This is a genomic window from Clostridium estertheticum (genome assembly GCF_018861295.1).
Lineage (GTDB): Bacteria > Bacillota > Clostridia > Clostridiales > Clostridiaceae > Clostridium_AD > Clostridium_AD estertheticum_D.
Genome location: NZ_JAHLDM010000026.1, coordinates 33,941 through 45,693, shown reverse-complemented (window position 1 = coordinate 45,693; position 11,753 = coordinate 33,941). Strand labels below are relative to the sequence as shown.

The 11,753-nt window shown below is 30.0% G+C and carries 10 protein-coding genes and 1 pseudogene; 9 read left to right on the top strand and 2 right to left on the bottom strand.

The window, feature by feature from the left end; translation table 11 throughout:
- Nucleotides 1-8: 8 nt before the first annotated feature.
- The 7 genes from KPL54_RS20425 to KPL54_RS26205 all read left to right on the top strand — a co-directional run bounded on the left by KPL54_RS20425 (nucleotide 9) and on the right by KPL54_RS26205 (nucleotide 6,365).
- Nucleotides 9-863 (top strand): class II fructose-bisphosphate aldolase, encoded by an 855-nt coding sequence (locus KPL54_RS20425; protein WP_216108378.1) that lies wholly within the window; start codon nucleotides 9-11, stop codon nucleotides 861-863.
- A 20-nt stretch (nucleotides 864-883) separates the two neighbouring features.
- Nucleotides 884-1,762, top strand: coding sequence for a ketose-bisphosphate aldolase (locus KPL54_RS20420; RefSeq protein WP_216108377.1), 879 nt, complete (start codon nucleotides 884-886; stop codon nucleotides 1,760-1,762).
- A 94-nt stretch (nucleotides 1,763-1,856) separates the two neighbouring features.
- On the top strand, nucleotides 1,857-2,735 hold the full coding sequence (locus KPL54_RS20415; protein ID WP_216108376.1) for a ketose-bisphosphate aldolase: 879 nt from the start codon (nucleotides 1,857-1,859) through the stop codon (nucleotides 2,733-2,735).
- A 458-nt stretch (nucleotides 2,736-3,193) separates the two neighbouring features.
- On the top strand, nucleotides 3,194-3,376 hold the full coding sequence (locus KPL54_RS20410; RefSeq protein ID WP_216108418.1) for a hypothetical protein: 183 nt from the start codon (nucleotides 3,194-3,196) through the stop codon (nucleotides 3,374-3,376).
- Nucleotides 3,377-3,554: 178 nt separating this feature from the next.
- On the top strand, nucleotides 3,555-3,734 hold the full coding sequence (locus KPL54_RS26210) for a hypothetical protein (protein ID WP_253203641.1): 180 nt from the start codon (nucleotides 3,555-3,557) through the stop codon (nucleotides 3,732-3,734).
- Nucleotides 3,735-4,203: 469 nt separating this feature from the next.
- Complete coding sequence (locus tag KPL54_RS20400; protein WP_216108375.1) at nucleotides 4,204-4,497, top strand: hypothetical protein; 294 nt, start codon at nucleotides 4,204-4,206, stop codon at nucleotides 4,495-4,497.
- 302 nt (nucleotides 4,498-4,799) lie between these two features.
- Nucleotides 4,800-6,365 carry a leucine-rich repeat domain-containing protein gene (locus KPL54_RS26205; RefSeq protein WP_253203639.1) on the top strand — a complete coding sequence of 522 codons (1,566 nt, stop codon included), beginning with the start codon at nucleotides 4,800-4,802 and terminating at the stop codon, nucleotides 6,363-6,365.
- Between the two features lie 1,782 nt (nucleotides 6,366-8,147).
- Here the strand turns inward: KPL54_RS26205 and KPL54_RS20390 are convergent.
- Nucleotides 8,148-8,315 (bottom strand): death on curing protein, encoded by a 168-nt coding sequence (locus tag KPL54_RS20390; protein ID WP_216108374.1) that lies wholly within the window; start codon nucleotides 8,313-8,315, stop codon nucleotides 8,148-8,150.
- A gap of 306 nt (nucleotides 8,316-8,621) precedes the next feature.
- Nucleotides 8,622-9,617, bottom strand: a complete 996-nt coding sequence (locus tag KPL54_RS20385) for a DUF4003 family protein (protein ID WP_216108373.1) — start codon at nucleotides 9,615-9,617, stop codon at nucleotides 8,622-8,624.
- 869 nt (nucleotides 9,618-10,486) lie between these two features.
- Between KPL54_RS20385 and KPL54_RS20380 the strand changes: the two genes are divergently transcribed.
- Together KPL54_RS20380 and KPL54_RS20375 are read left to right on the top strand one after the other, a co-directional pair.
- Complete coding sequence (locus tag KPL54_RS20380) at nucleotides 10,487-10,633, top strand: hypothetical protein (RefSeq protein ID WP_216108372.1); 147 nt, start codon at nucleotides 10,487-10,489, stop codon at nucleotides 10,631-10,633.
- A gap of 74 nt (nucleotides 10,634-10,707) precedes the next feature.
- Nucleotides 10,708-11,718: pseudogene (locus KPL54_RS20375) on the top strand (zinc ribbon domain-containing protein); the annotation flags it as partial.
- Between the last annotated feature and the right edge of the window lie 35 nt (nucleotides 11,719-11,753).

Below are 11,753 nucleotides of genomic sequence, written 5' to 3'. Positions count from 1 at the left end.
TATTAAATATGTATGTTTCAATGAAAGAGATGCTTAGAAGAGCAAATGAAGGAAACTATGCAGTAATGGCAATTAATTGTTTTAACTTAGAAACGGCAAGAGCAGTAATCATGGCTGCTGAGCTTGAAAGAGCACCAATAATAATAGATATTGTCCAAGAGCATTTATTAACGCATAGTGATAGCGAATTAATAACACCAATTGTGAAAACGTTAGCAAGCAGGGCTAGTGTTGAAGTTGCACTAAATTTTGATCATGGGGAAGAATATGAATATTTGAAAAAGGCTATAGAAGATGGATTTTCATCAGTTATGGTAGACGCTTCTAGATTTAATCTAGATGGCAATATTTTGTTAACAAAAAAAGTAGTTGAATTTGCTAGTAAATTTAATGTTAGCGTTGAAGGTGAGATTGGGTGTATGGGTGCGAGCGAAGGTGAATGCTTTACAGCTAATTCTATGTATACGGATCCTAAGGAAGCAAAAAAATTTGTTGAAGAGACTGGAATAGATGCTCTTGCAATTTCAATTGGAACATCGCATGGAAATTATCCAGATGGAATGATCCCCAAATTTGATTTTAAAAGATTAAAAGAAATTAAAGAACTTACCAAAATGCCATTAGTTTTACATGGAGGTTCAGGTTCAGGTGAGTATAATATAAAAAAGTCCGTAGAATATGGTATTAATAAGATTAATGTAGGAACTGATTTTCTTGATGCTTGTTGTGAAAGTACGAAAAAACAACTGGGAGAAAATCCTAATATAAATTTCTTTACCCTAATGCACCAAGTAGAAAAGGATAGTATAGAAAAAGTTAGATATTACATTAAATTATCTAAGTCAACTGGAAAATCAATTTAAATTTAAAGGAGAGATGTAACATGTTAATTAATATGAAAGAAATGCTTACAGTAGCACAAGAAAATGGATTTGCAGTACCTGCATTTAATATTGGAAGTGGCCAAATACTAAAAGCTGTTGTAGAAAGTGCAAATGAGAAACAGGCCCCTGTAATTTTAGCAATTCATCCAGATGAACTTTCATTTTTAGAAGATAGTTTTATAGCTTCATGTATAGAAGAGGCTAATAAATCTACTGTACCAATGGTTATTCATTTAGATCATGGTGGAACATTTGATCAAGCTCTTCGTGCAATTCGTTGTGGGTTTACATCAGTAATGATTGATGCTTCTCATATGCCATATGAAGAAAATATAGCAATCACAAAAAAAGTAATAGAAGTTGCACATCCATTAAACGTATCAGTTGAATCGGAGCTAGGAACTATTGGAACTACGGGAACAACAGGAACATATCTAGAAGGTAAAGAAAATACAATTATATACACTGATCCAGAACTTGCAAAAGATTTTGTTGATAGGACAGGAGTTGATTCATTGGCAGTTGCAATTGGTACAGCACATGGTATTTATCCTAAAGGAATGAAACCTGAATTGAAATTAGATTTGTTAAAAGTTTTAAGACAAAAAGTTGAAGTTCCATTAGTATTACATGGAGGATCTTCAAATTCAGATTCAGAAATTGCGAAGTCAGTAACTTTGGGTATTTCTAAAATTAATATATCTAGTGATTTAAAAGCTGCTTATTATAAAAAATGTCGTGAAGTGTTAGCGGAAAATGCAGGCTGGTATGAACCAAATGCTATTTATCCACCATGTATTAAAGCAGCAAGAGAAGTTATTGAATTCAAGATGGATTTATTTAATGATATTGATAAAGCAAAATGTTACTATAAATAACTATTAATAGGTATAGGGGTACCGACAATATGATCTTGTTGGTATCTCTAACATAAAGGGGAAAACCAATTTAAATTTAAAGGAGAGATGTAATATGTTAATTAATATGAAAGAAATGCTTACAGTAGCACAAGAGAATGGATTTGCAGTACCTGCGTTTAATATTGGAAGTGGCCAAATACTAAAAGCTGTTGTAGAAAGTGCAAATGAGAAACAAGCCCCTGTAATTTTAGCAATTCATCCAGATGAACTTTCATTTTTAGAAGATAGTTTTATAGCTTCATGTATAGAAGAGGCTAATAAATCTACTGTACCAATGGTTATTCATTTAGATCATGGTGGAACATTTGATCAAGCTCTTCGTGCAATTCGTTGTGGGTTTACATCAGTAATGATTGATGCTTCTCATATGCCATATGAAGAAAATATAGCAATCACAAAAAAAGTAATAGAAGTTGCACATCCATTAAACGTATCAGTTGAATCGGAGCTAGGAACTATAGGAACTACCGGAACTACAGGGACATATTTAGAAGGTAAAGAAAATACAATTATATACACTGATCCAGAACTTGCAAAAGATTTTGTTGATAGAACAGGGGTTGATTCATTGGCAGTTGCAATTGGTACAGCACATGGTATTTATCCTAAAGGAATGAAACCAGAGTTGAAATTAGATTTATTAAAGGTTTTAAGACAAAAAGTTGATATACCATTGGTATTACACGGAGGATCTTCGAATTCAGATGCAGAAATTGCTAAGTCAGTAACTTTGGGTATTTCTAAAATTAATATATCTAGTGATTTAAAGGCTGCTTATTATAAAAAATGTCGTGAAGTGTTAGCGGAAAATGAGGGCTGGTATGAACCAAATGCTATTTATCCACCATGCATAAAAGCAGCAAGAGAGGTTATTGAATTCAAGATGGATTTATTCAATGATATTGATAAAGCAAAATGTTACTATAAATAAACTCAATATTATGAGAACATAAAATATTTTAAAAACTTAAAATTATATATACTTAAGGTGTTTCAAAATAAAGAGTGAATTTTATTTTGAGACACCTTAATCCAGTCACTTGAAAATGTACATAACGACGTCTATCCTTAAAGTGAATATGTAATCCAACATGATAAGGCTACATTACTTTTAATATAAATTAAAGGAATGCAGCCTTTTAGCTTTTTTTGATATATTTTGTTACATAAAATAGATATTAATCCCTTTAATAAGTTAAATAGGATATAATGTGTATATAAGTAAGTGTAAGTTAAAATTGATGCTTTTCATACTACTCGGTGGCAGAAGCGCGCATTGATTTATAGTAACAGTAAACCTGTGCAAGAAAACGAATTGTATACTATGTCAGGTCAACTTATGAAAATTGTAAAGCAGACGTGATTGAAAATGTATATATTGTAGGAACAATGAATACTGCTGATCGTTCTATTGCTCTTTTAGATGTAGCACTTCGAAGACGTTTTGGGTTCATTGAATTAATGATGAATTATGCTTTGTTTGATAAGACTGTATTTGAGGGATTGCCACTAGATAAATGGCTTAAAGAATTAAATGCTAGAATATGCGAGTGCATAGGCGCGGATGCTTGAAACTTACAAATTGGCCATTCATATTTTCTAGAAAAAGAGAAACCTATTATGGAAAATGAAAAGTAGCAGAGGATGATGAAATAGAGGAAGAAATTGAAATTGAAAAGGTCAATGAGAGTGGTAGTGGAGATAAAATATAATAAATCAAACTGTCAATTTAAAAGAGTGGGACAGCATAATGTTGAAGGATATACAGCTTCATGATAATGACACTCGTGATATAGCAAAAGCACTTAATAATAAAGGAATTATAGAAATCATAGAACTTAAAGGCGGGTTATCTATAAGTACTAATTCTTATGTTGGTAGAATTAGACTAGGAGAGCTTAAGTTATTTAATGAGGTGAGCATGATATAGGTAATTTTAAGTTCTTTGACTTACTTATCTATGAGCTTTATGTTGAAGCGAAGGATTTTCTACATAGAGGAATTCAAAAGAGTTATATTAAGCGGGGAGAGAACTTATCATCACCTCGAGGCAGAATTGATATTAATCTGCGAGGGTACTTTTTTGATATGAATGCATTTTTTGAAACACTAATAGGTAGATTGCTGCAGAACTGTAGTGAAGGCTACTCCGTAAAAGACCAGTATAGTTTACAGGATATGTTCATTTATACATCAGGGTTTAACGACATTTCAGAAGGAAAGTCTCCCACTTCTATAAGTGGGAGTTACATACCCTAACAAATACAAACTTTAATGGGGGTATAAATCTCCTTCTGAAGTCTTTAATATTGCAGCACCGCAGGTGATGATTTAACCCATGCCACAGAAAATCTCCTACTCCAAGACCTGACTTTGCACTGATGAAGGAAGGCAGGGTCGTGAAACTACTGGATGCTAAATACAGAGATTTGTGGGAAAGAAGCTTGCCAGCTAAAATGTTATATCAACTAGCAATTTATGCAGTAAGTGGAATAGGGGATAAGACTGCAACTATCTTATATCCGACACTTTCAGATATACCAACTACTGCAAAAATAAATATAAATGACCCTGTATCATGTGGAAATATTGCTAGTGTTATATTGCAACCTGTTAATCTTGAAAAAGTGGCCGAATTTGTTTCTGGTGATTTAGGGGAGTTAAGGGGTTATGTAATGGAAATTATAGAGTGAAAAAATAATTTTTTTAAATGTTGATAGTAAAGAAACTAGAAAAATTCATGTAAAAGCAATTCACAAGACATTAGTTGAAAAAGCTATAAAAGTTAATAGTGCTTATTGTCCTAAATACCGAGGAAAATTAGTGTTAAAAAATGGAAGATGTCGTCCGTTTAAAGGATATTTGTACATTACACCGAATTTGCTAATATAAAAGAATTAGAAATTTATTCATTAAATTACACTAATTATAAAATCCATGAACTATGTAACTTTATGAGTAAAGTATTTTTCGAAATTATAGGGGGTATTTTAATATGAAAAAGAAAATTACAAGTTCATTTATTATTGCTTTAATGATAGTGGGGGCATCATATATATCTGCTTTTGCTACAACGGCTAATGGTACTGTTGTAATTGGGAGTAAATCATTTGACTTAGCTTATGCTAATGACGTAACAAATTCAACAGAAATTACTAATGCAATAATTGAAGGTGGAGCAATTTATGTTAAAGATTTCTCAGGAAATTGGATAGACAATACAACAGGAAAAATTGTAAATGCAAGTATTATACCTGGTGAAAATGGGAATCAAGTGGTTATTGCAACAGTAAGAGCAAATACATTTGGAGCAACAGTAAACGCTACTTCAACTCAAGAAGGAGCTACACAATACCAAATATTTAATGGAATAACTAAAATATCAGAAATTACTAACTTAGGAACAAATACAGTAATATTCCCATCTAAAATAGTTGGAGATACAGTTATAATTAAATTATTTAATGTAAGTGGCGTAATAGTTGCAACAACTAACGTAACTTTAGTAGCTCCAATAGAAATATCTCCAATAATTAAAGTAACAAACATAAGCTTAAATAAAACTACAGATAGCTTAACGGTAGATGGAACAGATAACTTAATAGCAACTGTAAATCCAACAGATGCAACCAATAAAGCTGTAAATTGGACATCCTCGGCTAATAATATAGCTACAGTAGATAATAATGGTAAAGTAACAGCGTTAAGTGAAGGCACTGCAACAATAACAGCTACTGCAAAAGATGGAATTAATACAGCTAATTGTATTGTTACGGTAAACAGTATAGTAACATTTAAAGATAAAAATTTAGAGAAGGTTGTAAGAGCTACAATAAATAAGCCTACAGGGACATTGCATAAAAGCGATGTTGTAAAAATAACAAAGTTACCCTGTGAAGGTGAACACATTAGTGACATTAGTGGAATTGAAAATTTAGAAAATCTACAAAATCTCGATTTATATGGCAATTCAATAAGTGACATAAGTGAATTAAAGGGATTAATCAATCTGCAAGAACTTTTTTTAAGTATGAGTAAAATAAATGATATAAGCCCCTTAGAAGGATTAACTAATTTACAAATTCTTTGGCTAGATGGTAATCAGATAAGTGATATAAGTTCATTAAAGGGATTAACCAGTTTGCAAGAGCTTAATTTAGCGTCTAATCAAATAAGTGACATGAGTCCATTGAAAGGATTAACTAATTTAGGCAATCTTGGTTTAGATGCTAATAAAATAAGTGATATAAGTGTATTAAAAGGATTAACCAATTTGCAAAAACTTAAGTTAGGTGTTAATCAAATAAGTGATATAACTCCCTTAGAAGGATTAACTAATTTACAAGTTATTTCTTTAGAGTTTAATCAAATAAGTGATATAAGTTCATTAGGTGAATTAAGCAATCTGCAACAGATTGATTTAACTGATAATCAAATAAGTGATATAAGTGTATTAAAGGGATTAGTCAATCTGCAAGAGCTTTATTTAGATTCCAATCAAATAAGCGATGAAAATATGCAATCATTACAAGGCGAATTACCTAATTGTTCAGTCTATTAGTAACAGAATTGAATAAAAAACAGAAAGTATAAAAGGGGTTGTACTTAATCCAGTACCATTTTTGCTATGTACTTGCTTAGAATATGTCCTGATTAAAAGTATTATATTAATAAACATTACAGTAATAAGGGATTTACAACTAGATAAGAAAACAGAACAAAAAAGAAAGAAATCGAGAGCCCATGTATGATGTGGCTCTTTTTTACGTATATAATTAATTAAGATGAGAGTATGTTGAGTATATATACGCGTTATAAGTGCAAGATGTGTAGTAGAGATTTTGTATTATTATCAAAAGGCGTTATTACTATGTTAGAGGATAGCTATTTAGTTTGTCCTTACTGCAGGCAAGCATTAAAAAAATTGCTAGTTGTGTAAAGAAGTGTATGAAAGAACGTAGTTATAAGAGGGTTAGCTGGACTATAAGACAGAAATAAAGCTATGGTATATTTATTATACAATAGCTTTTGTTAAATATTTTGTATTATTTTATTCTATGTAACAAAGGATGAATGAGAATTTAATTTATGGAATGTCATTAATGAAAGATTTTATGTATTATTTTATTGTTACTTTTCGGAAGATGATATGTAGTTATACATCTCCACAGGGAATATTACCCTAGCAATTTAAGCTAAGTTATAATAATTATTATAACTATTTGTTTCTTGGTTTTATTTCTTAATAAAGAAATAATGCATTTCAGTAGAAAGTTAGCTGCTAAACTCAAAATTCGACTCATATAGTGCCTCCTTTCTTTACATTAAGAAGACTACATTATAGTATATTAAATTTTTTTTAGAGTGTTACAAATTTTTAAGTGGGTGGTGGTGTAATGACAATAGAGGGTAAAGAGATAACGGTTAAGATAAAACAGAACCATAGAAATATTAGGTCAATGTAGACAATATGAGTTCTCTATAGACACAAATAAGAAATATAGGTGTATCAACTGGAGCAAACATAAACCTCCAGTTTATGTAATGACCTCAGAGGTCGTGGTAAAAACTGGAAGCTTTTACTTTTTACTAACTCGTATTTATTTTATAAATCTACTACTGGACATGAACTTAAATGTAAATTTATTATTGGTAATAAATTTGAATTAAGATATTTATATACTGACAAAGGAGTTGATATTCGTGCTAATAAATCAATTGCAATATATGGGCTTGGTAAGCAGCTTATTTGGATGGGAGCAATTCTCGCTGGTATTAATATGATTATCTTGATAACTGTATTAATTGTTTCATAACTAAAGTAAATTGGTGCTTTCACTTTAAATATTTTAATTATCAACATTATTGGTTAACATAATCTATTAATTGTACCATCATAGGTTTCCAGAGTATAAATGAGTGATAATCCATTTATATCATCCAGGTTTACGATACCTTCAATGCCAGGTTCAATATCTTGATTACCATGTATAAGGTTAAAATATTGAAAGGAGTAGGGATTATCTATTGCAGAGTCAGGTATGCACTGAAGGAGGCAGTATTTTTTCTTATTAGGATAACAGATATAGTGCTAATTTATAAATTTTTGTGAAGCTTTTATGTGTGTAATCGTAATATACATAGGGATTCTTTGATTTTGCAGGAAGATTTATGATTTTAATATAAAAAATTTGGAAATTTAAAAGAAGTTTTATACATTAGATAATGTAGTAAGACTGCAACAGAAGTTAAAAGGGACCATTAAAATATATGATGAAATCAATGTGTATGATAATACAGAAATTCTACGAGTTAAGGGAAATGATAACAGGCCCAAATCAGATCATTTTTCTTCAATTGTTTCGTATAAATCTTCTCCGTCAAATGTTACTTTTGAGTTCTCAATTGACGATTTTAAAAGTTCTATATCTCTTACTCCATCTGAACCACCAGTTGTACTTATCAACTTTTCATGTAGCTTCAGAATATATTCAACTGATATATATTTCATTTAGCTAATTCCTTACAAAGTAAAAACTTACAGTTTTTACTACGACCTCGGAGGCAGTTACATAAACTGTAAGTTTATGTTTGCTAATAGTTAAAAAAGCTATAAAAGTTAATAGTGCTTATTGTCCTAAAGGTGGAGGGAAATTAGTTGCATTTAAGATTCAGCCAAATGCACTATAGTCTATATTTACTTTTTTTAGGAGGCTGACACGGCCCAATTACAGAAATTGGTAACGTAAAGGACAAGTACTGTTTGATTTAGACAGTCCATTTTAAACACTATGTTTTTGTTTCCAATACCTTCTTATTAGGAGGATGATGTTGAAGCCATAGCTGCTGTACTACTAGCTGCTGCAATGATTGCTACTGTTTGCGCTGCAATTAATGTTTCAATAGAAATGCCAATAGTTGTTTGAATAAGATCTTTTTGATTTTTGATATTTTCAATAAATACATCACTAACCAAAGCAGCCGCAGTATATAAATGAGTTTCTTTCGTTAACCATTTATATTTTTTAGTTGACTTAAGAATACTTACAACTTCAATTACTTGATCTACTGCATCATACCCTTTATCTCCAAGTAAAGATAAAAACCCAATCATGGCATACCCACAAGTATACACCTTCAAGTTATTATCTTTTAATTTATCAAATATTTCTTTACATCTTAAAACCGTAACTTTATTTTCTTCTTTACGAAATTGCAATATATGAGATAAAAATTGAAGCCCATTACTTTTATGGAACCCATTTTCATTTAACAATTTATAACATTCATCCATATTCTCTATAGTATTTTTAACAGTGTCTTCTGAATTAGCTAAAAGTATAGAAAGTGGATAATCATCTCCACCAGTTAACCATGGATGATTTTTTTTCGTTTCACTATATATCTCTAGTGCTTTGTTTATTCTTGTATCCAATCCTTCTCCACTACAGCTAGTTAAAAGGGCATAACTTGCTATTGGTAAATACATATTATTCTTATATCCTGCTTTTCTCATCTTTTTATCATAATCCAGTATTCTATCAAATTCCTGTTTTGGACTCTCATATTTAGATGATAACAAAGCTGATAAAATGATATTAGAAGTCCCTCTATAATTAGAAAATATTCCCGTATTTTGATTAATATACTTTCTCACATCTTTTATCTTTTCTTTATCAAACTCTCTGTTATTTAATGTATAAGTCAATGCAGTAAAATGATTAGTTAAAGATCCTTCCCATTTATACTCACTAGATACTTCTTGAAATAAAGCTATCAACTTATCTAGTTTTTCTTTTACTAATTGATTCATAGAGAATATGCCTCCTTATATTTAACCTTTATTCAAAGACTATTATACAACATTTCTATATCTGAAATCATCTCTTCAAAATTATCTTTCTAAAATATTTAAAGATATACAAAATTAATTACAGATTTATATACTGTACATTAGTAATGATAGCAGACCTGTGTATTTAGAAGTTTTTGACTTTGTAAGTTTAATTCATGTATATGTAGGGAGGGGGAGGAAATAATTTGCTAGATGTAGGTTTATTTCAAAATAGCAGTTAACTTCCGTAACGAACTGTGAGGTCTGGACAGTTATTTAAAAATAAGAAGGGCTGGCTAAATAAAATAATATTTAACATGATTATAATCTTCTATGGATGGGTTACATTTATTGGTCGCTGACACGACCCCATTACAGAAAATTTAATTAAACAGTAAAGAAAGATAACTTTTATTCGATGTTAATACAAGAGTGTTAATACATACAAATATAGTATTAAGTGCTCAATTAGGTATAAGCATAGGCTTATACCTAATTGATATTAAAGGGGGATATAATAAAATGAATAATATTAAGAGGAATTTAGCAATGCTGAGTGCTCTAAAATATTAACATGGTATAAATGAATTACAGAAATGTTCCAACTACAGTAAAAAGTAGAGAAGTAAATTAGTTAATATTTATGAGGAGGATATAAATGGGTAGGTATAGTAGGAATTGTTTTAATAATTATTAGCATTATAGGCATTACTAAATATCAACAATATAGTAATACCAAAAATTATAATCTGAATATTAGTGAAGCACAAAAGAATATTAAAGCAGAGAAATTCAGTGAAGCAATAAAAGATTATCAAATCGCATTAACATATAAGTCTGATAGCAGTGTGAACTCTAAAATAGAGTTATGTAATGAATTGCAATCATCTTTAAAAGATGTTAGGAATGGAACTGAACTACAGAATAATAAAGATTATTTAGGAGTATATAACGCAGTAGGAGATGTTCAATCTTGTAATATAAGAGGAAATTAAAATTTTAGAGGTAAGGTAACGGGAACGATATATATAAGTGGAACAGATGGAGGTTAAATTAGATGGTATGAAATAAATGTGGTCAAGAATTACCTAATAATAGTATGTTTTGTAATAAGTGTGGAACTAAAATTATAGTAGAGGAAGTCAAAGAAGTTAAGGGGGATACTGACAACATCGTCGACCAAACTAATATTAAGAGAAAAACACATTTTGTTATGAAAAAGATTTTTATTTTTCCAATATTGGGGGTCGTATTATTTATTTTATATTATATTGGATTACAATTTATAAATAATAATGGATACGAGCTTGTGGGAAGCTACTCTTATCTAAGAGATTTAATACCGGTTATTAGTTTTATTCTGATATTACCATTAATTATTATGGTTTTTAAAAATATTAAAAATATTAAAAACATTAAAAATATTAATGGGACTTATAAAAATCAAAAAAAGATAGAATCAGAGAATGTAGTTCACGAAGAAATTGATCAGGCAACTAAAATTGTAGTTAAAAAAAAGCTTTTTACGCCAGTTAAAGTCATAATTATCACAATGCTTATAGGGGTTATTGCAGGTGGAGGTGTTATATATTCAAATAAACAAAAGGTCATAAAAGCTGAAAAAGCTGAAGTAGCATATATGATGATGTTAAATAAAGGGATGATTTTAATTTCATTTCAAGCTATTAAAATTGAAACAGATGCGCAGGCAATTTCAAGTGTTTGGCATGATGCTATTTTTAACTCGCCTGTTAATGTTAATGGAAATCAGGCATATACTTTTGATGATGCGATTAAATATAAAAATGAAGAATTCAAAAAAAATGGAGAAATGGATGTAATTGTTAAAGGTAGAACTGACATACAGGCATTAATGGAAACAATGATTAATCCACCAACAAAACATAAAGATGCTTATGAATCACTTATGAAAATATATAACTCATATAATGAATTCGAAGGTATGGTTGAGTCTCCAAATGGCTCTCTTACAGGTTACAATCAAAAAATTAGTACATTAGATTCTAGTTTATCATCTCAGCTTAATGAGTTTAGAACTAGATATCCAATAGGAAAATAAATATTAAAGATCTATATTATTTATATATATGAGTA

Bases quoted from the DNA above. Each gene is read 5' to 3' on its own strand.
- KPL54_RS20425 (WP_216108378.1), top strand. From the start codon at position 9: ATGTATGTTTCAATGAAAGAGATGCTTAGAAGAGCAAATGAAGGAAAC.
- KPL54_RS20420 (WP_216108377.1), top strand. From the start codon at position 884: ATGTTAATTAATATGAAAGAAATGCTTACAGTAGCACAAGAAAATGGA.
- KPL54_RS20415 (WP_216108376.1), top strand. From the start codon at position 1,857: ATGTTAATTAATATGAAAGAAATGCTTACAGTAGCACAAGAGAATGGA.
- KPL54_RS20410 (WP_216108418.1), top strand. From the start codon at position 3,194: ATGAATACTGCTGATCGTTCTATTGCTCTTTTAGATGTAGCACTTCGA.
- KPL54_RS26210 (WP_253203641.1), top strand. From the start codon at position 3,555: ATGTTGAAGGATATACAGCTTCATGATAATGACACTCGTGATATAGCA.
- KPL54_RS26205 (WP_253203639.1), top strand. From the start codon at position 4,800: ATGAAAAAGAAAATTACAAGTTCATTTATTATTGCTTTAATGATAGTG.
- KPL54_RS20390 (WP_216108374.1), bottom strand. From the start codon at position 8,315: ATGAAATATATATCAGTTGAATATATTCTGAAGCTACATGAAAAGTTG.
- KPL54_RS20385 (WP_216108373.1), bottom strand. From the start codon at position 9,617: ATGAATCAATTAGTAAAAGAAAAACTAGATAAGTTGATAGCTTTATTT.